General features: G+C 66.0%; 21 protein-coding genes. 11 read left to right on the forward strand and 10 right to left on the reverse strand.

Translation table 11 applies throughout. The features are described 5' to 3' along the window. Nucleotides 1-621: 621 nt before the first annotated feature. The 3 genes from uvrB (at nucleotide 622) to ATC04_RS08075 (ending at nucleotide 4,619) form a co-directional block, all read left to right on the forward strand. The gene (gene uvrB / locus ATC04_RS08065; RefSeq protein ID WP_047119372.1) at nucleotides 622-2,709 is read left to right on the forward strand and encodes an excinuclease ABC subunit UvrB; all 2,088 of its coding nucleotides are present in this window, start codon (nucleotides 622-624) and stop codon (nucleotides 2,707-2,709) included. A gap of 283 nt (nucleotides 2,710-2,992) precedes the next feature. Next, nucleotides 2,993-4,063, forward strand: coding sequence for a TerC/Alx family metal homeostasis membrane protein (locus tag ATC04_RS08070; protein WP_047119371.1), 1,071 nt, complete (start codon nucleotides 2,993-2,995; stop codon nucleotides 4,061-4,063). Between the two features lie 103 nt (nucleotides 4,064-4,166). Further along, nucleotides 4,167-4,619 (forward strand): MarR family transcriptional regulator, encoded by a 453-nt coding sequence (locus tag ATC04_RS08075; protein WP_047119370.1) that lies wholly within the window; start codon nucleotides 4,167-4,169, stop codon nucleotides 4,617-4,619. 24 nt (nucleotides 4,620-4,643) lie between these two features. Here ATC04_RS08075 and ATC04_RS08080 read toward each other — a convergent pair whose 3' ends face one another. Both ATC04_RS08080 and ATC04_RS08085 read right to left on the reverse strand, forming a co-directional pair. Continuing rightward, nucleotides 4,644-5,939, reverse strand: coding sequence for an alpha/beta fold hydrolase (locus ATC04_RS08080; protein WP_047119369.1), 1,296 nt, complete (start codon nucleotides 5,937-5,939; stop codon nucleotides 4,644-4,646). Then, the gene (locus ATC04_RS08085) at nucleotides 5,936-6,427 is read right to left on the reverse strand and encodes a GNAT family N-acetyltransferase (protein WP_047119368.1); all 492 of its coding nucleotides are present in this window, start codon (nucleotides 6,425-6,427) and stop codon (nucleotides 5,936-5,938) included. The genes ATC04_RS08080 and ATC04_RS08085 overlap by 4 nt, the downstream gene beginning before the upstream one ends. Nucleotides 6,428-6,465: 38 nt before the next feature. Between ATC04_RS08085 and ATC04_RS08090 the strand changes: the two genes are divergently transcribed. The 3 genes from ATC04_RS08090 (at nucleotide 6,466) to ATC04_RS08100 (ending at nucleotide 9,322) form a co-directional block, all read left to right on the forward strand. Beyond that, nucleotides 6,466-7,242 (forward strand): metal-dependent hydrolase, encoded by a 777-nt coding sequence (locus ATC04_RS08090; RefSeq protein ID WP_231735939.1) that lies wholly within the window; start codon nucleotides 6,466-6,468, stop codon nucleotides 7,240-7,242. 240 nt (nucleotides 7,243-7,482) lie between these two features. Continuing rightward, entirely contained in the window at nucleotides 7,483-8,637 is a 1,155-nt protein-coding gene (locus ATC04_RS08095; protein WP_052772395.1) for a hypothetical protein, read from the forward strand. A 25-nt stretch (nucleotides 8,638-8,662) separates the two neighbouring features. Beyond that, the gene (locus ATC04_RS08100) at nucleotides 8,663-9,322 is read left to right on the forward strand and encodes a DUF2278 family protein (RefSeq protein WP_047119366.1); all 660 of its coding nucleotides are present in this window, start codon (nucleotides 8,663-8,665) and stop codon (nucleotides 9,320-9,322) included. Nucleotides 9,323-9,396: 74 nt separating this feature from the next. Here ATC04_RS08100 and ATC04_RS08105 read toward each other — a convergent pair whose 3' ends face one another. From ATC04_RS08105 to ATC04_RS08125, 5 genes are all read right to left on the reverse strand, one after another. After that, complete coding sequence (locus tag ATC04_RS08105) at nucleotides 9,397-10,422, reverse strand: M12 family metallopeptidase (protein WP_047119365.1); 1,026 nt, start codon at nucleotides 10,420-10,422, stop codon at nucleotides 9,397-9,399. A gap of 73 nt (nucleotides 10,423-10,495) precedes the next feature. After that, on the reverse strand, nucleotides 10,496-11,368 hold the full coding sequence (locus ATC04_RS08110) for a hypothetical protein (RefSeq protein ID WP_047119364.1): 873 nt from the start codon (nucleotides 11,366-11,368) through the stop codon (nucleotides 10,496-10,498). 151 nt (nucleotides 11,369-11,519) lie between these two features. Then, complete coding sequence (locus tag ATC04_RS08115) at nucleotides 11,520-12,596, reverse strand: hypothetical protein (protein ID WP_047119363.1); 1,077 nt, start codon at nucleotides 12,594-12,596, stop codon at nucleotides 11,520-11,522. A 71-nt stretch (nucleotides 12,597-12,667) separates the two neighbouring features. Further along, nucleotides 12,668-12,859: a hypothetical protein gene (locus ATC04_RS08120; protein WP_047119362.1), complete on the reverse strand. Its 192-nt coding sequence runs from the start codon at nucleotides 12,857-12,859 to the stop codon at nucleotides 12,668-12,670. Nucleotides 12,860-12,954: 95 nt separating this feature from the next. Beyond that, nucleotides 12,955-15,489, reverse strand: a complete 2,535-nt coding sequence (locus ATC04_RS08125; RefSeq protein WP_047119361.1) for a DEAD/DEAH box helicase — start codon at nucleotides 15,487-15,489, stop codon at nucleotides 12,955-12,957. Between the two features lie 76 nt (nucleotides 15,490-15,565). On the opposite strand from ATC04_RS08125, the gene ATC04_RS08130 reads away from it, so the two are divergent. Together ATC04_RS08130 and ATC04_RS08135 are read left to right on the forward strand one after the other, a co-directional pair. After that, on the forward strand, nucleotides 15,566-16,357 hold the full coding sequence (locus ATC04_RS08130; RefSeq protein ID WP_047119360.1) for a trans-aconitate 2-methyltransferase: 792 nt from the start codon (nucleotides 15,566-15,568) through the stop codon (nucleotides 16,355-16,357). Nucleotides 16,358-16,428: 71 nt separating this feature from the next. Then, complete coding sequence (locus ATC04_RS08135) at nucleotides 16,429-16,908, forward strand: GNAT family N-acetyltransferase (RefSeq protein WP_047119359.1); 480 nt, start codon at nucleotides 16,429-16,431, stop codon at nucleotides 16,906-16,908. A gap of 24 nt (nucleotides 16,909-16,932) precedes the next feature. Here ATC04_RS08135 and ATC04_RS08140 read toward each other — a convergent pair whose 3' ends face one another. Continuing rightward, nucleotides 16,933-17,586 (reverse strand): MBL fold metallo-hydrolase, encoded by a 654-nt coding sequence (locus ATC04_RS08140; RefSeq protein WP_047119358.1) that lies wholly within the window; start codon nucleotides 17,584-17,586, stop codon nucleotides 16,933-16,935. Nucleotides 17,587-17,665: 79 nt separating this feature from the next. On the opposite strand from ATC04_RS08140, the gene ATC04_RS08145 reads away from it, so the two are divergent. Next, nucleotides 17,666-18,043: a GntR family transcriptional regulator gene (locus ATC04_RS08145; RefSeq protein WP_047119357.1), complete on the forward strand. Its 378-nt coding sequence runs from the start codon at nucleotides 17,666-17,668 to the stop codon at nucleotides 18,041-18,043. A gap of 42 nt (nucleotides 18,044-18,085) precedes the next feature. Here the strand turns inward: ATC04_RS08145 and ATC04_RS08150 are convergent, their stop codons facing one another. Together ATC04_RS08150 and ATC04_RS08155 are read right to left on the reverse strand one after the other, a co-directional pair. Further along, entirely contained in the window at nucleotides 18,086-19,546 is a 1,461-nt protein-coding gene (locus tag ATC04_RS08150) for a DUF692 family multinuclear iron-containing protein (RefSeq protein WP_052772393.1), read from the reverse strand. Then, the gene (locus ATC04_RS08155) at nucleotides 19,543-19,770 is read right to left on the reverse strand and encodes a hypothetical protein (protein ID WP_047119356.1); all 228 of its coding nucleotides are present in this window, start codon (nucleotides 19,768-19,770) and stop codon (nucleotides 19,543-19,545) included. Before ATC04_RS08155 ends, ATC04_RS08150 begins: the two co-directional genes overlap by 4 nt. Before the next feature lie 217 nt (nucleotides 19,771-19,987). Between ATC04_RS08155 and ATC04_RS08160 the strand changes: the two genes are divergently transcribed. Both ATC04_RS08160 and ATC04_RS08165 read left to right on the forward strand, forming a co-directional pair. Continuing rightward, the gene (locus ATC04_RS08160) at nucleotides 19,988-21,496 is read left to right on the forward strand and encodes a PQQ-binding-like beta-propeller repeat protein (RefSeq protein ID WP_047119355.1); all 1,509 of its coding nucleotides are present in this window, start codon (nucleotides 19,988-19,990) and stop codon (nucleotides 21,494-21,496) included. A gap of 96 nt (nucleotides 21,497-21,592) precedes the next feature. Continuing rightward, a complete protein-coding gene (locus ATC04_RS08165; RefSeq protein ID WP_082123918.1) occupies nucleotides 21,593-22,255 on the forward strand; it encodes a phosphatase PAP2 family protein in 663 nt (220 codons plus the stop codon). Nucleotides 22,256-22,364: the final 109 nt, after the last annotated feature.

Raw genomic sequence — 22,364 nt, forward strand, 5'->3', positions numbered from 1 at the left:
GCGGCTGCCCCCCGCAGTGATGATCGACGATGTGCCCGGAACCCGGCGGGCCACGATCCTGAGGTTCGCATCAGACTTGGCCGCAGGGCAGACCGAAGTGATTACCGGCCGCCATCTATTGGCCAAGCACCCAATCGACGCGGACTGGGCACCGTCGAACAAGATGGTCTACGGATGGAATTCTTGGTGGCCTCACCGAGCACGTGGAATAACTCCTGCTGCGGTGAGCCGATCGTGCAGGTACACCATGTTGGCAGGCTACTTGTGCTGCCCTGTTTGCGGAGCGACACGGTGGCAATCTGGCCTGCGCTGTTTGAAGCGCTGGAAGGATCCATGTCGATGGGCACCGGCCGCGGCTCATTCTGCGCGGAAATCTCTCTTGCGGGGAACCTGTACGCCGCGGGTTTTCGCTGGGCGGGGTACCGGATCGCATCGGGTCGCCGGTTCTCATGCCCGCCGTGCTTGATGGGGCAAAGCGCTACTTCGACTGGGCCGATGCCATGGCGCGCCGCCCCATCCCGAGACCCCGAGCGCATCGAGGCGATTAACCGATTGCTGGATTCTTTCAGCCAATCGCCAGCAGCGCGCAAAGAGTCGGGACCCAGGGCGTAGCCTAGATGTATGAGTCTTGCACAGCCCATCAAACGAGTTGTCGCCCCCTTCGAGGTCATCAGCGAATACGAGCCTGCTGGCGACCAGCCGCAGGCCATCGCGGAGCTGACGCAGCGGATCCAGGCCGGTGAGAAGGACATCGTGCTGCTCGGCGCGACCGGTACCGGCAAATCCGCGACCACCGCCTGGCTGGTCGAGCAGGTGCAGCGCCCCACCCTGGTACTGGTGCAGAACAAGACCCTGGCCGCCCAGTTGGCCAACGAGTTCCGCGAGCTGATGCCGAACAACGCGGTCGAGTACTTCGTGTCCTACTACGACTACTACCAGCCCGAGGCCTACGTGCCGCAAACCGATACCTTCATTGAGAAGGACTCCTCGATCAACGAGGAGGTCGAAAGGCTGCGCCACTCGGCCACCAACTCGCTGCTGACCCGCCGCGACACCATCGTGGTCGCTACGGTCTCCTGCATCTACGGTCTGGGCACCCCGGAGGAGTATGTCGCCGGGATGGTGACGGTGCGCCAAGGCGAGGAGCTGAACCGCGACGCGATGCTGCGCCAGTTCGTGGCCATGCAGTACACCCGCAACGACATGGACTTCCACCGCGGCACCTTCCGGGTGCGCGGGGACACCGTGGAGATCATCCCGATGTACGAGGAGCAGGCGGTGCGCATCGAGTTCTTCGGCGACGAGGTGGAAGCGATCTACACGCTGCATCCGGTCACCGGCGAGGTGATCCGCGAGGAAACCGAGATGTACATCTTCCCGGCCAGCCATTACGTGGCGGGAGCCGAGCGCATGCACAAGGCGATCAAGTCCATCGAGGACGAGCTGGCAACGCGGCTGAAGGAACTGGAGTCGCAGAACAAGCTCGTCGAGGCCCAGCGGCTGCGCATGCGCACCACCTACGACCTGGAAATGATGGAGCAGATGGGCTTCTGCAACGGCATCGAGAACTATTCGCGGCACATCGACGGTCGTGCGCCGGGTTCCGCCCCGCACTGCCTGCTGGATTACTTCCCAGACGACTTCCTGCTGGTCATCGACGAATCCCACGTGACCGTACCGCAGATCGGAGCCATGTACGAGGGCGACATGTCGCGCAAGCGCACGCTGGTGGAGCACGGGTTCCGCCTGCCCAGCGCGATGGACAACCGTCCGCTGAAATGGGATGAGTTCCTGGAGCGCATCGGGCAGACGGTGTACCTGTCGGCTACCCCGGGAAAGTACGAGCTGGGCAAGTCCGACGGCTTCGTGGAGCAGATCATCCGCCCTACCGGCTTGATCGACCCGGAGATCATCGTCAAGCCGACCAAGGGCCAGATCGACGACCTGCTGGATGAGATCCGCACCCGCGTGGATCGCGACGAACGCGTGCTGGTCACCACCCTGACCAAGCGCATGGCGGAAGACCTGACCGACTACCTGACCGAGCACCAGGTGCGCGTGCAGTACCTGCACTCGGACGTGGACACGATCCGGCGCGTGGAGTTGCTGCGCGAACTGCGCATGGGCTCCTTCGACGTGCTGGTGGGCATCAACCTGCTGCGCGAGGGCCTTGACCTGCCCGAGGTGTCGCTCGTGGCGATCCTGGATGCCGACAAGCAAGGCTTCCTGCGCTCGGCGACTTCGCTGATCCAGACCATCGGCCGCGCAGCCCGCAACGTGTCCGGCCAGGTGGTCATGTACGCGGACAAGATCACCGACGCCATGAGCCAGGCGATCGAGGAGACCAACCGCCGCCGGCAGATCCAGCGGGCGCACAACGAGAAGCACGGCATCGACCCGATGCCGCTGCGCAAGAAGATCGCGGACATCACCGACCAGCTGGCCAGGGAGGACGCCGACACCCAGGAGCTGCTGAACAACAACCGGTTGGCCAAGGGCGCCAAGCGCACCTCGGCGTCGTCGACAGTGCGCAAGGACGGCCTGGCCGCCGCGCCGGCCGAAGACCTGCTGGGCCAGATCGAAGAGATGACCGGACAGATGCACGCGGCGGCGGCCGAGCTGCAGTTCGAGCTGGCGGCCCGGCTGCGTGACGAGGTGGCGGAGCTGAAGAAGGAGCTGCGGCAGATGAAGGCCGCCGGCCACGCCTGAGCGGCACTGCCTTCGGGAAAACGTCAACCCCGTCCGGACAAAAATCCCCGCCGGGACGGGGTTTCGCGCGCCCGGATGTCTGACTTGGCGTAGGACGCCCCACCCGGGGCTGTGATTTCGCTGTGGGATACAATGGTTGATTGGACGTAGGGGAGTATCCCAAATGCTGTGAACGTCAGCACGCGAATCAACGGCGATTCGCCGGGCGCAGCAGCCGAATTTCGCACCGCCGGATCGCGGTGCGGGCGGCGGAGAGACTTGCGAATATCAGCCATACCCTGCAATGAAAGGTCGCTCTTCCGTGGGCATTTCCGGGTTAACACTTCAATTTGAAACCATCGCACTGATCGTGCTGTGCGCGGTGCTCGTCGCCGATCTACTTTATGTGACCAAGCGTCCGCACATTCCTTCCATGAAGGAAGCTGGCATCTTCGTCGTCATCTACATCGGCCTGGCGCTGGCCTTCGGCGGCGTGCTCTGGTGGCAGGCAGGCCCGCAGCTCGGCCAGGAATTCTACGCCGGCTGGGTTACTGAATACGCACTGTCCGTGGACAACCTGTTCGTGTTCATCATCATCATGGCCCGCTTCTCGGTACCGCGAAAGTACCAGCAGGAAGTGCTGATGTTCGGCATCATCATCGCGCTGATCCTGCGCGCGATCTTCATCGTGGCCGGCGCAGCCATCATCGAGCAGTGGTCGTGGGTCTTCTACATCTTCGGAGCCTTCTTGCTGTGGACCGCATGGAACCAGCTGAAGGACGAGGGCGACGAAGACGAGGAAAGCGGTCTGGTCAAGAAGCTGACCAGCAAGCTGCCGATCTCCGACAGCTTCGACGGAAACAAGCTGCGCACCGTGGTCGACGGCAAGAAGCTGTTCACCCCGATGGTGATGGTGTTCATCACCATCGGCATGACCGACCTGCTGTTCGCCTTCGACTCGATCCCCGCGATCTTCGGGCTGACCCAGTCGGCGTTCATCGTGTTCACCGCGAACATCTTCGCCCTGATGGGCCTGCGCCAGCTGTACTTCCTGCTCGGCGGCCTGATGAACCGACTGGTGTTCCTGAAGCACGCACTGAGCTTCATCCTTGCGTTCATCGGCGTCAAGCTGGTCTTCCACGCCCTGTATGAGAACCAGGTGCCATTCATCAACGGCGGCGAGCCGCTGCACCAGTTCGCCTGGCTGGACATTCCGGTGGGCATCTCCCTGCTGGTGATCCTCGGCGCGATTGTCGTCGCCACCGTGCTGTCGCTGTGGACCCCGATGGGCCGCCGAGCCGCCGAAAAAGCCGAGGAAGCCGAGGCGATTTCCGCGGCAGCCAAGGCCGCGGCCGAGGCCAACGACGGCAAGTAGCAACGTCAGGCGAACTGCCCGCCGCCTGCCCGACCTGGGCCGGTCAGGCGGGCTTTTCGCTGTCCGGAATCCACCATTAACGCATTCTGCTAGGGTACACATCATGAGCACCACACCGTCCGCCGTCACCGAAACCGCCGCAGGAATTGCGGTGGCCTCCGGCACCCTCTCCCGACTGCTGGGGCATGCCGCCGGGCAGGGGCGATCCGTCACCGCCTGGCGCGTGCTCTCCGGGCTGGACCGGGACGGGGCGCAGCGCGTGGGGGATCTTGCACTCCAGCAGCGCGTCGCGCAGCCGACCATGACCGGACTGGTCATCAGGCTGGAACAGGACGGCCTGGTCGCCCGCCGTCCCGATCCCCACGACGGCCGCGCCAGCCTGGTCGAATTGACCGGGCAGGGCAGGAACGAGGTCGAAGCCTACCGGTTGCGCGCCTACACGGCGCTGGCCGGCGGCATCCAGACGCTGCCCGAAGCCGACCAGCAGATCCTGGGCACCGCCGCGCCGTTGCTGCAGAAGCTGTGCGATGAACTGGCCGACCAGCTGGATCGCTGAGCGGCTTCGACGCGCCTGCCAGGCCTAGGACCCGGAAAGTCCCTTCGCGGCGGCTTCCGGGTCCTCGCCATTTGTCATGGCCAGCAGTCGGCGGAAGATCGCCGGACCCTCGTCGCCCAGCCCGTCGTGGTGGAAGTCCTCGGTCACCCAGGCCTGCAGGCCCTTGACTCGCGAGGCGGTTTCCAGCGACAGGTCGCGGTCCACGTAGACGTCGTCGTGGTAGACCGCCGCGGCCACCGGCACGGTGTTCTCGGCCAGCACACCCAGGTCGTAGAGCGGGCCGAAGTGCTCGTGCTCGGCCAGGATCCGGGCCACGTCCTCCAGCGGGCGCAGGGCCGGGTCCTCGGCGAAGTGCCAGCGGAAGATCATCTCCCCGGTCAGCAACGGGGTTTTCGCATGCGAGGTGAACTGCGGGAACTCCGGCAGCACCGCCTCGGCCGCGAAGTTCGTCGCCGAGCACTGGGCGTAGATGCTCTCGTGCATCAGCGCATACAGCGGGTTGGCGGCGAAGGATGACTGCGCGTAGAGCGCCTCCAGGAAGGTGTCCGACAGGCGCGGGCCGCCGGGGGTGTCGATGAACGCTTCCTCGAACACATGGTGCAGCAGGTGCACCCGGCTGTTGCCACCTAGGTACATGCCCAGCATCTGCACCAGCGGCACGGTGACGCGCTGCCCGTTGGGCAGCACCTCGTCGCCGCCGTGGCGCACGTGCTCGTAGATCCGGCCCAGGACCTCGAAGTCCTGCGGATACCAGGAGAAGTACTCGGTATTGCGTTCGGCCATGCGCTGGTAGGTCGCCCGGTAGACATCCCGCGGATCGGCATCCAGGGAGGCCAGGCCGCCGGTGACCAGGCAGCGTTCGAGGGACTGCGGGAACAGCGACAGGTAGGTGAGCGTGCAGAACCCGCCGTAGCTCTGGCCCAGGGTGCTCCACATGTCGATGCCCAGGTGCTCGCGCAGCGCCTCGGCATCGCGCACGATCGAGTCCGCGCGGAAGTGCTCCAGGTAGCGGGCCTGGGCGGCGAAGTCGCCGCGCAGCGGCAGGGACTTCCGGGTGGCAGGGGTGGACAACCCGGTGCCGCGCTGGTCCAGCAGCAGCACGCGGAAGTGCTTGACCGCCTCGGCCAGCCAACCGGACAGGGATCCGGGACGCGGGGACTTCCCGCCCGGTCCGCCCTGCAGGAACAGCAGCCAGGGCAGGGTCGCATCGGTGCTGATCTCGCGGGCGAACACGCTGATCTTCTCGCCGGCCGGGCGCGCGTAGTCCAGCGGGACCTCGATGCGGTGCTCGGTGACGTCCATGCCGCGGTAGTGGTTCATCGTGCTGCTCCTTTGGTGCCCAGGGCGGTCAATGCGTCGCCGTCCAGGCGGCGGGTGGTCCAGCCGTCCATGGAGGACGAACCGATCGAATCGTAGAACTTGATGGCCGGCTCGTTCCAGTCCAGCACCGCCCATTCCAGGCGCTTGTAGCCGCGCTCGACGCAGATCTGCGCAAGCGTTTGCAGCAGCGCGGTGCCGGTGCCCGATCCGCGCCGGGCGGAGCGCACATACAGGTCTTCCAGGTGGATGCCGTGGCGGCCCTCCCAGGTGGAGTAGGTCAGGAACCAGATCGCCACGCCGATCACGGTGCCGGACTCGTCCTCGGCCACGTGGGCGAAGACCTTGGGGTCCGCGCCGAAAAGGTGGCTCTGCAGGTCCTGCACGGTGTTGCGCACCGCGTCCGGCTCCTTCTCGTACACTGCAAGTTCGTGGATCAGCTCCAGAATCTGCGGGCAGTCGGCCGGTGTTGCTTCGCGCACATTACTCATGTGCTCAAGCTTACCGCCGCCGCGCCGCCAATTCGTCGGTGACCAGTCTTAAGGTTGAATCCATGATGGGTGGACACCACGCCATGAGCGGCGCTGCCGCATGGCTAGCAATTACGACTCCGGTGAGCATTGGCTCCGTAGACCTCGGCTTCGGCGCGCTGCAGATGGACCGGTGGGAAACGCTGGCTGGGGCGATCGTGTGCGCGGGCGCCGCGCTGCTGCCCGACGCGGACCACCACGGCGCCACTATCGCCAGGTCGCTGCCGCCCATTTCAAGCATCTTCACCCGCATCATTGGCAAGGTCTCCGGCGGACACCGCAATGGCACCCATTCCATCCTAGGCATGGCGTTTTTCATCCTGCTGGCCTGGCTGGCCAACGGCTGGGCGGTGCAGACCGCAGCGCTGGGCATCGTGTATCCGGCCGCCGCGCTGTTCGCGGTGTTGCTGATCTCCTTCGCCGTGAAGTCGGTGAAGTTCATGCCCCCGGCCCTGTGCTGGGTCATCGCGCTGGCGGCCGGGGCGTTTGTCGGCATGAATACGCCCGAGGAGAACCAGTGGTTCCTGCTGGCGGTCGCCGTCGGCGTGGCGGCGCACGTGCTGGGGGACATGCTCACGATCGGTGGCTGCAACCTGATCTGGCCGATCAAGATCCGCTCCCCGCGCTGGTTCCGGCGCCTGCCGGTCATCGGCTCGGTGTGGAAGGCCAACGGGCGGGTTGCCGTGCCGGTTCTGGCCGCAACCGGGTCCGCCGCCGAATGGACTCTGGCCTCGCTGCTCACCGTGTACGTGGGGGTCGCACTGATCGTCGCATGACCGCGCCGGGAGGACCGGGGACGCGGCAGATCCTGGTAATGCTCGTGTAACGGGCGCCGGCGGATACTTGGCCTACCCGGGTGCTGGCGCATCGCCCCGGCCGACCGGGCCTCGTGGGCCTGCCCAGACCAAGCTTGGCAGGCTTCTTGTTTCCCGCCGGTGACCCGCTGTTCGGGGCTGCCGGCGGCCCGTACCGATTCTCTTTCCGCAGAACCACGGGCAGCAATCGAGGGATCAGCTATGGCGAACGCCGACGCGCATCCGCAATTCACCGCCAACATGGCCCAGCGCCGTTTCCCTATCGCCGTATCGGACCTCACTGCCTGGCAGGACGAGGCGCGCTACCTCGCCCAGTTGCCGCGCACCGCGGCAAACCCCGATGGGACGCAGCAGACAGCTGACGAGCTGGACCAGGCCATCAAGCACCATCTGGACGCGGCGCAGGCACGGCTGACCAGACCGCGGTTCAAGATGATGCTGGGCACCACGCTGATCGGCAGCGTCATGGCCCACGTGCACGCCGCCGAATCGCTGATGCTGCGCCGCGGCGACATCGACTACCTGATGGGCAAGCTGCCCAAGATCCAGTCCGACGTGCGCAACCACCTGAGGCTCAAGGACCCTCAGCGTATCGGCTTCGAACAACTCATGCGGGATCTGGACAAGCTTGGCGCCAACGCGCCGGCCAAACGCGAAGTGATCGCCTCCGGCCACGTGCGCGAGGAGATCATCAACGCCGGCACCGCGGCGAACATGGCGTACCGGCGCGAGTACGCGCGCATGCTCAGCTTCCACCGCGGGCTGACTGCGTGGACCGTGATCCTGCTGGTCCTGGCCGCCGGCCTGGCCTTCTGGGGCGCGGTGCGCCCGACCGACCTGGCGATCTGCTTCACCCCGCAGGGCCAGGGCACCGTGGTCTGCCCGACCCGAGAAAGCCCCTATGCCGCGGGACAGTCGGCGGCGCCGGCCGGCAGCGCGGACAACACCGAGAACTCCGCCCAGGTGTCCTCCGGCGAGCAGCGGCGCGACGAAGTCATCGCCGGCACCGTGCGGCCCACCGATATCGCCCTGCTGCTCTTCGTCGGCATGGCCGGGGCCGCGGTGTCGGCCGCCGGGTCCTTCCGCAGCGTCGGCGGCACAGCGACCCCGTTCAACCTGGCCATCGCCATGGCCCTGCTGAAGCTGCCGCTCGGGGCGCTGATCGCGGTGTTCGGGCTGTTGCTGATCCGCGGGGGATTCTTCCCTGGCCTTTCCGACCTGGACAGCGCCCCGCAGATTCTGGCCTGGGCGGTGATTTTCGGCGCCGCCCAGCAGCTGTTCACCGTGATGGTCGACGAGCAGGCCAAGCGCGTGCAGGACCAGGTCGGCGAGGTGGTGGAAGCGCCGAACGAATGAGCGGCGTCGGGGAAAGGACAAGGACATGCCATTGGCGAACGGGTACGGGGTGCTGATCGGGACCCTGCACGACTACTACCGGGACCCGCCGGATGACTTCGGGCGCTACTACCACGGCAACCTGGTGATCCACGCGCCGGCCGGCAACTACAAGTGCGCCATCGACGTGGATCCGAAGAACATGCCCGACGGCGTGCAGTGGCGCACCGTGCGGCTGCGCGCGCTGGACTTCGCGGCGCTGTCTTCCCTAGCCGACGGCTGGCACCCGCTGGCCTCCGATCCGTCCTCCGGGGCGCTGGACTACATCCGCGCCGCGGTGCTGCACCCGCCGGTCATCGTCCACCTGCTGCGCTTTTCAAGCTGCCTGAACCGGCTGCTGGCCTGGCTGCGCTGGAACCCGCCATGGAAGAGCGGCACCGGGTTCCAGGCGCTGACCGAGCTGGAAAGCGTGATTGATGCGGGCACCCGGTTCTTCGTGTTCGGCGAGCCGTTCTCCAGCGGGCTGGGAGTGCACAACGTGCACCAGAACCAGGGCGACCCGGTGGGCGGCGGGCACGATGCGGAGAACTGGATCTGGCAGGATGGCGGCACCATCGTGCTCAAGCCAGACGGGAGTCTGCTGGGATTCCTGAACAAGTTCCAGACCCAGTCGTTCAAGACCGATCAGACGGGCCGTCCGGCCTAGGTGTACAGCCCAGGGCGCAAGGGCGCCCCGGACCGTCCGGGATCCGACGGTCCGGGGCGCGATGCCGCGCGCGGCTACCAGTACATGATGCTTGACTTGCCGCTACCGCCTGCCCAGTACAGGCGCAGCCGCACCACGTAGCGGCGCCCGGCCAGCAGGCGGGTCTTCAGCTGGGCGTTCAGCCCGGTGCCGCTGTCGTCGTCGCCGCCCAGGTAGCGCAGCGAGCCGTTATCGTCCTCGAAGAGCACCAGCACCATGTCGGATTGGCCGAACGTGGCGATCGTGTAGTCCTGCGAGGCGTCCGGGACGATGGTGAAGTCCGCCTGCTGCCCGGCGGACAGCTGCAGCACCTTGGATTCAAAGGCTTTCAGCTCGGTGACGGCGGCGGTGGTGGCCGGGTAGAACTTCTTGGCCCACTCCTTGTCCTGGTCCGAGAGCCCTCCGGCAGGTTCCAGGCCGCCGGAATACTGGGCGGGCTGCACGATCAGGCCTGCGGGGAACCAGTACTCCATGACAGAGTTCGGATCCCACGGGGAGCCGTCCACCTCCTGCGCGCTGAACTTGTGCAGCACGTTCTGCTCGGTCTGCGCCCGCGTCCAGAAGTTTGGGGACCCGGTGAAGAACTTGTAGACCGCGTCCTCGTCCCACACGATGCCGGAGAACGGGTTCTGGTGCTCGTGCGGCAGGCCCAGGCTGTGCCCGATCTCATGCAAGGCGGTGGTGTGCCCGTAGTCGTCGGTCAGGTCCCAGCCGAAATTCATGGTGGTTTCGGTGGCGGGTATGCCCAGCAGGTCGCGTCCCACATAGGACCAGGATCCGTCAGCCTGGTCGAAGGCGATGCGGATTTCAGAGGATCCGCGGTCGGTGGTCTCGGTGAACTTCAGGCCCAGCGGCAGGGCCTTCCACTCGGCGAAGGCCTGGCGCACGGCTTCGCGCTGCGCTTCGGGCCCGTCGATGAAGAAGTAGTGCAGCTCGGTCTCATTGACCCAGACCTTGGACAGCACCCGTATGAGGCGCATCCGCAGGTCCGGCAGACCGGCCGGAAGCTCGCGTTGGACGATCGGCTTGGTCAGGCACAGCGGCCGGTTTTCATTGCTCATATCCTGCTCCCTGGATTCAGGTTTCACGGAGTTTCGAGGGTGCGCGCCGCACGGGGTGCGGCGCGCGGTCTGCCTAGCTGACGTAGACGAGCGGAACGCCAAGGTAGTTGGCATTGCCGTCGGCGAAGTTCAGCTGGGCGTTGGAGCCTCCGCCGCGCGCGTAGACGTAGAGCGCGACGGACAGCAGCAGGTAGGCCTGGTCGGCACCGAGCAGGTCCGAATAGTACATCGTGCGCCAGCCGTCGAAGCGGTCGTTGACGTTGATGTTGTCATCCCCGGTCGACAGCACGTTCACGCTGCCGGCCGGCTTGTAGTTGTACTGGTAGCCGCGGGCGGTCATCGAGATGTTGACCTTCGCCTCCTTGGAGTCGAACCATCCGTCGTCCGCCCGCACGATGTAGAAGCCGTTGAACGGGACGTAGATGGTCTGGGCGTAGTTGCGGTTCTCCGGGGCGCGGAAGGTGAACCACCAGTCCATGTACAGGGTGAACGAGCCGGCGCCGGTGCCGAAGAGCCCCGAGCCGGCGCCGCTGGCCCAGCAGGACGCGTCGATGTTGCCGGGGTTGTAGCCCTGCCAGGCGATGGCCCCGTTGGAACCGTGTAGCGTGCCGTAGTACGGGGTCAGCCAGCCCACCGCCGCCGCGGAAGGCCCGTTGCCCATGACCGCGGAGAGCGCCGTAGATTCGCGCGGCGCCTGCTCGGCCAGCGTTGCCGCGCAGGACTTCATGTCCTTCGCCGCTGCTTCCTCTGCGGAGGAATCGCTGCCCAGGTACGAGGCCAGGGATTCCGGCAGCGAGTCCTGCAGCGCGGCCAGGCTGCGCTGCCCGCGCGTCTCGACGTCGGCCAGCCGGTCGGCCTGCGCCTTCTGCAGGGCGACGACCTCTTCGCGCCGGGCCGCTAGCAGCCGGTCGAAGACCAGATCGGTCCCCTCATTGATATCCGCCATGATTTTTCCCCCTCATGCTGAGGCCAACGCCCGTGCCGTAGCCGGTGGATACCGGGTCGGCCGCCCGGGTTCGGGCGCGTCGGCCGCGTGGAGGCTCCAGCGTAGCCGGAGCGTCGTTACCCGGTTATTACCCCGGCGTTACGCGCCGGGATCATCCGGTGGACACCCGGTAGGCGACGCTGTTCAAGGTGGCCGGGTCCTCGTCGAAGGTGCCATGCGCGGAGGCCAGGCAGCGCCGGCCCGGGGCGCCGACTTGGGTCTTGGACCAGGTCGCGTCCGCCGCGGCGGTGCCCAGGAAGCCGGTCAGGTCCGCATCCGCGGCGACCGAGCGTTCCAGGCCGAGCAGGCCGACGCCGCGTTCGGCTTCCAGCGCGGAGCTGATCAGGCAGAGCAGCGAGCGCGGGTAAAGCCACAGCACGCTGTCGTCTTCTTCCAGCTGCCGGTGCAGGCCGAACAGGTGCAGCTGTTCGATGCCCTGCGGCGAGCCGACGAGCGGGCGCAGCAGCCGGTTGAAGTCGGCGATGGAAAGGGCCGCTGCCAGCAGGTTCAGCGAACTGACGCCGGTGCCCGAGCCGTGCTGCAGGTACAGCGGCAGGAAGCGTGAGTGGAAGATCGCGCCGGCCGAATGCCCTGCCGCGTGCACCTGGACGGCGCCGGGATTCCGGGCGGTGAATTCGGCTAGCCGCTGCGCCACGTAGGCGGCGCCGCCGTCCGCGGCCACGGCCTGGTCCGCGCCGACCTTCATTTGCGCCCAGACCTTCTGGCCCAGCGGGCGCACTGCCCGTTCCACCCCGGCGCTCCACAGGTCCTCGACGAGGTTGCGGGCCCGGCCCTGTTCCTGCAGCTCGCGGGCGCCGCTGCGCGGCAGCAGCGAGCACAGGGCGTCGAGCAGCCCGGTCTCCCAGATGAAGAAGATAGGGTAGATGCCGTGTTCCAGCCAGTGCGGCAGCAGGCGGGAAGCGCCGATGATGCCGCGCGCCTCGCTGACCAGCCCGCCGTGCGCCCAGAAGAGCAGCCGCAGCGGGCCCTCGTGCTGCTCCATGTAGCGGGGCAGGTGCTCGGCGAAGATCGCGTCCACGTCCTCGGCGCTGGTGACCAGGGCGCCGTCGTCGGAGAATTGCCCGTTGGAGAGGTTGACCAGGTGCGGGCGCAGGGCCTCCAGGTCAAGGGTGGGAGGCAGCGAATGCAGCGTCGCCGGTTCGGCTGGCTGCAGGCTCAGCAGTGTCATGGGGTGCTCCTTTGCGGTGCCGCGAACGCGGTGTTGGCACAAAGGATGGGCGCTGTAGCGTTACCGGAGCATTACCCGCCGGCTTGGGCCGGGGGATTCTCGCCCCGGTACACCATGGCCAGGCCTGCGGCGAGCAGGGCGAACTGCACGATGGTGGGCACCGCGCCTTCGGCGGAGAACAGCACCGACCAGCCGCTGAGCAGCAGCACTAGGGTCGGCAGGAGGATCAGTGCGCCGCACAGGCGCAGCCGCGGACCGTTCATGGCCAAATCCTACGACACGGCCCGCGGCAAGGCCAGAGCTGCTGGCGCTGCCGCGGGCCGTAGAAAGCACGCAGGTGCGGGGGAGTGGGAGGGACTCAGGAGTCCAGGCGTCCCACGGCGGTGACCGTGACCACCGGCTCGCCCACCGCGTCGGAGTCGTCCAGCGAGATGGTGGCGTTGATGCCCCAGTCGTGGTTTTCCTCCGGGTCGGCGAAGATCTGCCGGACCTCCCAGATCCGGCCGGGCTTCTCGGCGACGATGAACAGCTTGGAGCTGCGCCCGGTCGGGCCGTCGTCGATGTCCTCGTGCTCGTCGAAGTAGTCGTCCATGGCGTCGGCCCAGGTGTCCGCGTCGAAGCCGTTGTGCTCGTCCAGCTCACCCAGCGCCTTGTCCTGCTCGTCGGCGAAGAGCTTGACGCGGCGGAACATCTCGTTGCGGACCATCACGCGGAAGGCGCGCACGTTGCTGGTGAGCTTCTCCGGGGCCTGCGGGGTGATTTCCTCGGACTCGTCGTGCAGTTCGCCGCGGGAGAGCTCCTCCCACTCGTCAAGCAGCGAGGAGTCGATCTGGCGGATCATCTCGCCCAGCCACTCGATCAAGTCTTCCAGGTCCTCGCGCAGCGCGTCCTGCGGAACGGACTGGCGCAGCGCCTTGTAGGCGTCGGTCAGGTAGCGCAGCAGCACACCCTCGGAGCGAGCCAGCTGGTAGTACTGCACGAAGTCGGAGAAGCCCATGGCGCGCTCGTACATGTCGCGCACGACGGACTTGGGCTGCAGCTCGAAGTCAGCCAGCCACGGGGCGCCGGCGCGGTACTGCTCGAACGCCGCCTCCAGCTTCTCGGCCAGCGGCATCGGGTAGGTGACCTCTTCCAGCGCGGTCATGCGCGCGTCGTAGTCCATCCCCTCGGCCTTCATCGCGGCGATCGCCTCGCCGCGGGCCTTCTTCTCCTGCCCGGAGAGCACCTGGCGCGGCTTTTCAAGGGTCGCCTCGATGGTGGAGACCACATCCAGCGCGTAGCTGGCAGAGTCGGGGTCAAGCAGCTCCAGGGCCGCCAGCGCGAACGGGGACAGCGGCTGGTTCAGCGCGAAGTTCTGCTGCAGGTGCACCGTCAGCTCGTAGTAGTTGCCGTACTGGTCTGGCTGCTCGCGGCGCACCACCACGCCGGTGGCGATCAGCTCGCGCAGGATGCCGATGGCGCGCAGCTTCAGCTTGCGCTGCGCAGAGGCGGTCTCGTGGTTCTCGGTGAGCAGGCGCACCGCTGCCTCGAACGCGTTGTCCTCGCGCTCCAGGAGGTTCAGCAGCATCGAGTGCGAGACCTGGAAGGAGGACTTCAGCGTCTCGGGGGCGGCGTCCACGATCTTCTCGAAGGTCTTCTCACCCCAGGTCACGAATCCCTGCGGCGGCTTCTTCTTGGGGATCTGCTTGAGCTTGGTCGAGTCCTCGCCGTGCTTCTTCAGGGCCTTTTCCATGGCCTTATGGTTCTCGATCGCGTGCTCCGGGGCCTGCACCAGCACGGTGCCGGCGGTATCGAAGCCTGCGCGTCCGGCGCGTCCCGCGATCTGGTGGAATTCGCGGGCGTTCAGGATGCGGGTGCGGGTGCCGTCGAACTTGGACAGCGCGGTGATCACCACGGTGCGGATCGGCACGTTGATGCCCACACCAAGGGTGTCGGTGCCGCAGATGACCTTCAGCAGCCCTGCCTGCGCCAGCTGTTCGACCAGGCGGCGGTACTTGGGCAGCATGCCTGCGTGGTGCACGCCGATGCCGTGGCGGACCAGGCGGTTCAGCGTCTTGCCGAAGCCCGCGGCGAAGCGGAACCCGGCGATCAGCTCGGCGATGCGGTCCTTTTCCTCGCGGGTGGCCACGTTGATGCTCATCAGCCCGGTGGCGCGGTCGATCGCGTCCAGCTGGGAGAAGTGCACGATGTAGATCGGCACCTGGCGGGTCTTGATCAGCTCCTCCACGGCTTCCTGCACCGGGTCCATGGAGTAGTAGAAGTGCAGCGGAATCGGACGCTGGGTGTGCGCGACGGTGACGGTGGTCTTGCCGGTGCGCTCCTCAAGCTCCTTCTCGAAGCGGGACACGTCGCCCAGGGTCGCGCTCATCAGCAGGAACTGCGCCTGCGGCAGCTCGATCAGCGGCACCTGCCAGGCCCAGCCGCGCTGCGGGTCGGCGTAGAAGTGGAATTCGTCCATGATCACGCAGCCCACGTCGGCCCGCGAGCCTTCGCGCAACGCGATGTTCGCCAGGATCTCCGCGGTGCAGCAGATGATCGGGGCATCCGCATTCACCGACGAGTCGCCGGTGACCATGCCGACGTTCTCCGCGCCGAAGATCTTGCACAAATCGAAGAACTTCTCCGAGACCAGCGCCTTGATCGGCGCGGTGTAGAAGCTGATCTGGTCGCGGGCCATGGCGTAGAAGTGCGCGGCGATCGCGACCATCGACTTCCCGGAGCCGGTCGGCGTGGCCAGGATGACATTGCTGCCGCCGGCCAGGGCCATCGACGCTTCGTCCTGGGCCGGGTACAACTCGATGCCGCGGGTGGACACCCAGCGGCCGAAGGCCTCGTAGATTTCGTCGTCGGATACGTTTTTCGCGTCTGCAGGCAGGTAATCGGTGAGCAACATGATGCTCCAAGCCTATCCTTTGCGAACTGTGACCACGGGCTAGGCGATGACGCGCCGCGCGAATATGCTCTGGAATATGAAGTGGGACCCGACAAAGTACACCGAATTCGCCGACTACCGCGGCCGCCCCTACAAGGACCTGCTCGGCCAGCTGGGCGAGCTGGACCCAGCGAAGGTTGTCGACCTGGGCTGCGGGCCGGGAAACATGACCCGGCTGCTGGCCCAGCGCTGGCCACAGGCGCAGGTCACGGGTCTGGACTCCTCGCGGGAAATGATCCAGCGCGCCTCTGGCAGCGAGCACGAGCCGAATCTGGGATTCGCGCTGGCCGACGCCATGCACTGGCATCCGGACCCGGACACTGACCTGTTGTTCTCCAACGCCATGCTGCAGTGGCTGCCCGGGCACCGCGAGCTGCTCAGGGTGTGGCTCGATGAGCTGAAACCCGGAGCCTATGTGGCCATCCAGGTGCCGGGGAACTTCGGCTCCCCGTCCCATGCGGTGATGCGCCAGGTCGCCGACAGCGCCGCCTGGGCGGACAAGCTGGTCGGGGTGCTGCGCCACGACGACGTGGTGGGGGAACCTGACGAGTACCAGCGCATCTTGCTGCAGGCTGGGTTCCAGGCGAACGTCTGGGAGACCACCTACCAGCAGGTGATGATCGGCGAGGACCCGATCCTCGACTGGGTGCGGGGCACCGCGCTGCTGCCGATCAAGGCCGCGCTGAGCGCCGAGGACTACCAGCGCTTCGAGGATGACTACCGGGTGCAGATCTCGGCACACTATCCCTCGTTCGCCGGACCTGACGGAACGAAAGTCACGAACTTCCCGTTCCGCCGCATCTTCATGATCGGCCGCAAGCTCGGCTGACGACGCGCGTCCTGCCACCCGGCAGGCCACCGGCTCTGGCGCGACCGGGCCAAGCGGAGCATACTGTGTGCATGGACGCGTACGATGCCTTTCTTGCGGCACCGGAGCACTGCCTGAATCTGGCCCGGCTGCAAGCCGACTTCAATCGAGAGTTCGATTCGCCGTGTCCGCCGGTTGAGGTGCTCGCGCGGCGTCTGGAGTCCATGCTGGCCAGCGCGCAGTGTTTCGCCGTCGCCGCCCAAAATGGGCACGGCCTCGTGGGGCACGCGCTGCTCACCCTGCGGCCCACCATCTATTTCGACGGGCCGCTGGCGGTGCTCGACGAACTCTACGTGCAACCCGCCCTGCGCGGCCGGGGCATCGGGTCAGCCCTGGTCAGCTGCCTGCTCCAGGAACTGAAGCGGCGCGGCAGCCTGGAGCTGCATATCAACGTGGACGAGGACGACACCGGAACGCGGCGCTTTTATGAGCGCCACGGCTTCGCCAATCGCGAGCCGGGCAGCGAGTGGCGCATGCTGCTGTACTTCCAGGAGCTGCCGCCAGCCGGATAACCTGCGGCAGCCGCCTGAGGGTTCCTACCAGCCGCGTTCGCGCCATTCATCCAGGTGCGGACGCTCGGTGCCCAGATCCGTGGTACCGCCATGGCCGGGGAGGACCTTGGTCTCGTCGGGGAAGCGGTCGAAGATGCGTTCGGTGACGTCGGCGATCAGCGAGCTGAAGCGCTGCGGATCCTTCCAGGTGTTGCCCACCCCGCCCGGGAACAGGCTGTCGCCGCTGAGGATCACCGGCTGGCCCGAGGAATCCACCAGCGCGTAGGCGATGGATCCCGGGGTGTGGCCGCGCAGGTGGATCGCCTCGATGACCACGTCGCCCAGCTGGATCTTCTCTCCATGGGAGAGCGGATGGCTGATCTTCACACCCGACTCGTCGGCGATGCCCTGCCTGTCGTCGGCCCCCGCATAGGTGGTGACCGGGTACTTCTCGACCGCCGCGGCCAGCGCGCGCACATGGTCCCAATGCTGGTGGGTTGTCGCGATGGCAACGATCTCGGTGTCCGGTCCGTCCTCGGACGCGGCGGAGATCAACTCTTCAATGGCGGGGAAATCATCGGCCGCATCAACCAGCAGCTGCTTGCCGCTGGCCCTCTCGGTGATCAGGTACACGTTGTTGCTCATCTCGGATACGGAGATCCAGCGGATGCTTACATCGTCCAGAAGAAGTTCATTCATGTCCCCAGACTACGGGGAAACCAGGTGCGTACACGATAGGCTCGGAATACGACATCCAATCTATGAAACGGAGCGTTGCATGACCGACCTGGATTTTGTCAGCCTCGACCAGAAATCAACGGTAGCTCCATATCAGCAGGTGCGCGAGCAGATTCTGACGGCCATCTCCGATGGCAGGCTCGCCCCGGGAACCAAGCTTCCCTCGGTGCGCGCGCTCGCCGGATCGCTGGGCCTTGCAGTGAACACTGTCGCCAAAGTCTACAAGGAACTGGAGCTGCAGGGTGCGGTCGCCACCCGCGGCAGGCACGGGACGGTAGTCCAGGCCGCGGAGGACCGCGGGGACCAGGAAGTCAGCGACGCCGCCGCCGACCTGGCGCGGATCTCGCAGATGTGGAACGTGGACGAGGAGACCGCGGTGAAGTACCTGCGCGCCGCCTTCAGCTCGCTGCCCAAATAATCTGCGTCCCCGAAGCGCTGCGGAATTCCCTGCCCGGCCTCATCAGGAGGAGGGCGCCGCGGGTGGCGTCACCGTCAACGAATACCTGCCTGCGGGAAGCTTCGACGGCATCCGTCCCGCGCGCAGCGCGCCGAGCAGTTCCATCGGGTCCACGGTGAAGTCGACCAGTTGCTCGCGGCCGGTCATGATCGCCTGGTTGGCGGCCAGCTCGAATGCCGAGACCTGGGCAAGATGCGGTACCTCGGACCCGAGCGAACCGGACAGCGCCCATTCGATGAATTTGCGCGCCTCATTCGAAGCCATCTGCTCCGACGGGGTGCATGCCCAGAAGTCATCCAGCACCTGATCCACGCGGGCGGCGCCGAGCGTGAGCAGCAGCAGGCGCGTGGTCAGGGGCAGTGCGTCGGCGACCTTTCCGGCCCTGGCGGCGGAAATCAACTTGCGGATGACCCCGGCGCCGTCATCCCCGGCCAGTGATTCGGCGAAACCCGGAGCGGTGTGTTGGTGCGGCAGCAAGATCGAGGCCAGCGCTTCCTCCCATTGGCCAGGCGCAGGCAGCACCGGGCCCGGACGGGCTCCCGCTCGGCGCGGACCCGGAACCGGTGCCTCGGAAACCGCCGTGCCGCGCAACTGCCACAGTTTCCGCAATTGCGCGAACTGGTCGATCAGCGCATCATCGGTGATGCCGTAGGCCAGCAGGAACTGGGGCATGATCTCGAAGGTGATGGCCTTCAAGTTCGGCAGCCGGGGCACCACCTGCCGGGCAATGTCCATCAGTTCCGGGTCGGCGAGCCCGCTATGCGCGTCGACCCAGTACCCGCCGTATTCCTGGCCGCCGGCCAGATGCATTTCGATGACCCGCTCCAGCGGCAGCTGGTTGACCACCTCGCAGATGGGCTGGCGGCCATTGCGTTCGTTGGCCCAGAGATTGTGCAGGTCCAGGAGGATCCCGCAATCGGCCTGTTCGGCGACGGAGCGGAAGAACTCGCCGTCCGGCATTTCGCCGGGCAAGGGCTTGAGATAGTTGACCCCGGTTTCGACGGCGAGCGGCACCGGCAGGTGGCGCTTCAGGAAGCGGATGTTGTCCACCGCGCAAGCCACCGACTCGGGGGACTGGATCGGGGGAAGCAGGAAACCCATGTCGATCTCGCCGCCGGCTTGCCGCAGCCGATTGAAACTCAGGTGCTCGCTGGCCCACGGGGCGCCCAATCGGATAATGCTGCGCACGAATGCATCAACCTGTTCAGGGTCCGGTGGGCAGGTTCCTCCGACGGGGAAGCCGACACCGTGGGCCAGGCAGGTCTGCGGAGCCTCGGCGAGGTGGCTGAACACCGCTTCATCCAGCATGTACCCGTGTGTGTCGGGCCCGGGCTGGAACCAGAAGGCCTGCGGTTCCAGTTCGAGCACGTCCACGCCGTTGTCCGTCCGGGAGAGCACCCCGTCGAGGGCAGGCCAGTAGATCACTCCGACGCCGAGCTCGGGCAGAGCGGTGAGCGGAATCAAGCCAGCTCGTCCATCGGGCGGACAACAAGATCCTCATCGACCATGAACCTCCGGGCCAGATCGAAACGGATGTCGAAGCCCGAGCAACAGGCGGGGCAGCCGAGCCGTCCCAGCACCTCGCGCTGAATTTTCTGCATCTGGTCCAAGTCGTACATCGCCGTGGCGGGAACCGTCACCCTGATGGTTTTGTCATCCAGCAATACCGATCGGTTCAGTCGTTCCATCGCAGTCTCCTGGTTCTCGACGTGGGCGGGCTGCGCAAAGCGCTATCCGCGGGAGTTGCTGCGGCACTCCTGGAACACATGATGCGGGGCAGTCCATTACCCACGTATTACTGGGTACCTCTCACCAATGTTTTCCGGCTGTGGAAAACCTTCCACGAATTTTTCAGTAGCTCATAGGCTGTGCCAATCGACCCAACGGAAGATTCGGGAGCACACCATGAACCACACTGCTGAAAACCGGTTGAAACTGCCAACCGCTGTCGCGGCCTGCCTGATGGTCGGCCTGCTGGCAGGTTGTACGGCACCGCCTGCGCAGCCCGAGCCCCCTGCGGTTGACCGCAGTGCGCAACCGGTCTCGCTTGCCTGGAGCAGCAAGGAGAACGTCGTCTCGGAAATCCAGGTCGAAGAGCAGCTTGGTTTGGCCATCGCCTATGTTGAACGCCAGCGCAAGCTGACACTGGTGGCCCGCGAGCTCGCCGACGGTTCGCTGCGCTGGAAGCGCGAGGCATCGGTGGGGCACAACCCCGGGGGCATGAGGATGAGGCTGCCGGTGTTCGAGCACAACGGAAGCCGGATGGCGGCATTTGTTGAATCGGTGAAGGGGAAATCCGAACGGCTGGTGGTCATTGATCTCGCTACCGGGAAGAACACCTCGGCGAGTATTGAGGTTGACTTCATGACCAACCGTCCCGTTGAATGCGAAGAGACCTGGTGCGTTGAGGGTGACAGGAAATCCGGAGAACCGGTGAACATGCGCTACGACATGGAGAAGGGCCGCTGGAAGCAGCTCGCCGGGGAGGACCTTCCCACACCGAAAAAGAATCCGGACGACCGATTCGTCGGCGAAGGTCTCTCGTCGTCGTCGCAGCGCGGGCCCAGGGAGGAACTGCTCAGCTACGCGCGGGACGGCAAGATCCTGTGGAGCGTGCCCTACGAACAGGTCTTCGACTCGTACTACTCCACGGACAACGGGTGGGAGTGGACTACGTTCGAGGAACCGCAGCAGATCTTCGTCGGCCATGGTTCCCGGATTGACTACCAGTACCACCCCGAAGGCGATGCCTACGTGCAGGACTGGAACAAGGACGCCATGATGGTCGGGATCGACCCAGACACCGGAAAACGCCGGTGGGCGGTGCCCGGCGCGGACCAGGCCTGCTCCGGAATCGTTGAGACCCGCCAAGCCCAGACGCGCAGCACCTTCGTCACCTGCAGATTCCACCAGGCATTGGCCACGGTGCATCCGTCCACCGGCAAGCGCGGGGCGCTCACGGGCCTCGAATGGGACGTTGCAGGCATCGACGCGGCCACCGGCAAGGAACGCTGGGCGTATGACATGCCCGGATACGAGAAAGCTGTGGAACTGGCCAAGGCCAACAACAGAATCCTCGGCGACCAGAAATACGTGATCGTCCCCATGGCCTCGGGATTCGCCGCCGTGGACAGCTCGACCGGGGAAAAGCTCGAACTCTCCCACGTCCTTGGTGACACCGTCTTGTGCACCAGCGACCGCGATTCGGTGGAAGTCAGGCACATCGACGGATACGAACAGACGGCCTACCTGAGGGTGCCGCAGACCGTGCAACCATGCACCCGTGACACGCAGAAGGCCACGAAGGACCTTCCGCTGTATGCGGAGTTCCAGCGCACAGGCAAGGACCAGCAGCGGATCGCGGTGCTCCCGGACCGCGCGGGCATGGTCGCGTACCGCATGCCCGATGAATAGTGCCCCAGGCGGCAAACCCTGCGGGAAGCTTCTCTGGGAACAGGCCTGAAACTTGCTGGAATACCCTCCCAGAAACCAGGCCTACAATCACGTCTCATGACTACAGAATCCGCTCGGGTCACGTCAACGCGGCCTGCCATCCCAGTGCTCATCGCCCTGGGCCTCATGGCGCTGTCACTGCCGGCATTTATAGTCCGCGAACAGCTGTACACAGCGGTCACCGCGGCGGCCGGTTCCTCCCCGGCACTCACCCTGCTGGCGGTGTTCTTCGCCGACGCGGCGTTGCTGCTGCTGGTCTTGTTCACCGCCGGGCTGGCCGTATGGTCATGGTTCAGGGACCGGGCGGCGTTCGCGAGGCTGGTGCTGGGAGGCCTGGGAGTGATCCTCGCCTACGCCGCAAGCAGCACGCTCAAGCTGATCCTGACCGAGGCGCGGCCCTGCCAGAGCATTCACGTGGCCATTGCGGAAACCTGCCCGCCGCACGGGGACTGGTCCTGGCCTTCGAACCACTCGGTGCTCGCCGCCGCCTTCGCGACCGCCTGCGCCTTGGCCATCGTGCGGCTGCGCTGGTACCTGGCCGCCACGGCCCTGCTCATCGCCGTGGCGCGGGTGGGAGTCGGCGCGCACTACCCGCACGACGTGCTGTTCGGTCTTGGCCTGGGCATGCTGGTGGTCCTCGTTGTGTTCAATTTCCTCCCGCGACTTGTCCGTCGCCTGCCCGGAACCGCGCGGATCGCCCAGCAGGCCGGCGGGCACTGAGCCCGCCCGGTGCGGGGGATCGCACGGCGCTCGCCGGTCGACGGTGCGGCCTTTGGCGATTTGCATGTGAGTTGCGTCAGAGTTCACACTCATTCGAAGCAATTTTCGA

The sequence above is a fragment of the Arthrobacter sp. YC-RL1 genome (assembly GCF_001454985.1).
Taxonomy (GTDB): domain Bacteria; phylum Actinomycetota; class Actinomycetes; order Actinomycetales; family Micrococcaceae; genus Glutamicibacter; species Glutamicibacter soli.

Bases quoted from the DNA above. Each gene is read 5' to 3' on its own strand.
- ATC04_RS08110 (WP_047119364.1), bottom strand. From the start codon at position 11,368: ATGGCGGATATCAATGAGGGGACCGATCTGGTCTTCGACCGGCTGCTA.
- ATC04_RS08105 (WP_047119365.1), bottom strand. From the start codon at position 10,422: ATGAGCAATGAAAACCGGCCGCTGTGCCTGACCAAGCCGATCGTCCAA.
- uvrB (WP_047119372.1), top strand. From the start codon at position 622: ATGAGTCTTGCACAGCCCATCAAACGAGTTGTCGCCCCCTTCGAGGTC.
- ATC04_RS08100 (WP_047119366.1), top strand. From the start codon at position 8,663: ATGCCATTGGCGAACGGGTACGGGGTGCTGATCGGGACCCTGCACGAC.
- ATC04_RS08075 (WP_047119370.1), top strand. From the start codon at position 4,167: ATGAGCACCACACCGTCCGCCGTCACCGAAACCGCCGCAGGAATTGCG.
- ATC04_RS08165 (WP_082123918.1), top strand. From the start codon at position 21,593: ATGACTACAGAATCCGCTCGGGTCACGTCAACGCGGCCTGCCATCCCA.
- ATC04_RS08130 (WP_047119360.1), top strand. From the start codon at position 15,566: ATGAAGTGGGACCCGACAAAGTACACCGAATTCGCCGACTACCGCGGC.
- ATC04_RS08145 (WP_047119357.1), top strand. From the start codon at position 17,666: ATGACCGACCTGGATTTTGTCAGCCTCGACCAGAAATCAACGGTAGCT.
- ATC04_RS08155 (WP_047119356.1), bottom strand. From the start codon at position 19,770: ATGGAACGACTGAACCGATCGGTATTGCTGGATGACAAAACCATCAGG.
- ATC04_RS08095 (WP_052772395.1), top strand. From the start codon at position 7,483: ATGGCGAACGCCGACGCGCATCCGCAATTCACCGCCAACATGGCCCAG.
- ATC04_RS08125 (WP_047119361.1), bottom strand. From the start codon at position 15,489: ATGTTGCTCACCGATTACCTGCCTGCAGACGCGAAAAACGTATCCGAC.
- ATC04_RS08135 (WP_047119359.1), top strand. From the start codon at position 16,429: ATGGACGCGTACGATGCCTTTCTTGCGGCACCGGAGCACTGCCTGAAT.
- ATC04_RS08085 (WP_047119368.1), bottom strand. From the start codon at position 6,427: ATGAGTAATGTGCGCGAAGCAACACCGGCCGACTGCCCGCAGATTCTG.
- ATC04_RS08115 (WP_047119363.1), bottom strand. From the start codon at position 12,596: ATGACACTGCTGAGCCTGCAGCCAGCCGAACCGGCGACGCTGCATTCG.
- ATC04_RS08070 (WP_047119371.1), top strand. From the start codon at position 2,993: ATGAAAGGTCGCTCTTCCGTGGGCATTTCCGGGTTAACACTTCAATTT.
- ATC04_RS08080 (WP_047119369.1), bottom strand. From the start codon at position 5,939: ATGAACCACTACCGCGGCATGGACGTCACCGAGCACCGCATCGAGGTC.
- ATC04_RS08160 (WP_047119355.1), top strand. From the start codon at position 19,988: ATGAACCACACTGCTGAAAACCGGTTGAAACTGCCAACCGCTGTCGCG.
- ATC04_RS08140 (WP_047119358.1), bottom strand. From the start codon at position 17,586: ATGAATGAACTTCTTCTGGACGATGTAAGCATCCGCTGGATCTCCGTA.
- ATC04_RS08120 (WP_047119362.1), bottom strand. From the start codon at position 12,859: ATGAACGGTCCGCGGCTGCGCCTGTGCGGCGCACTGATCCTCCTGCCG.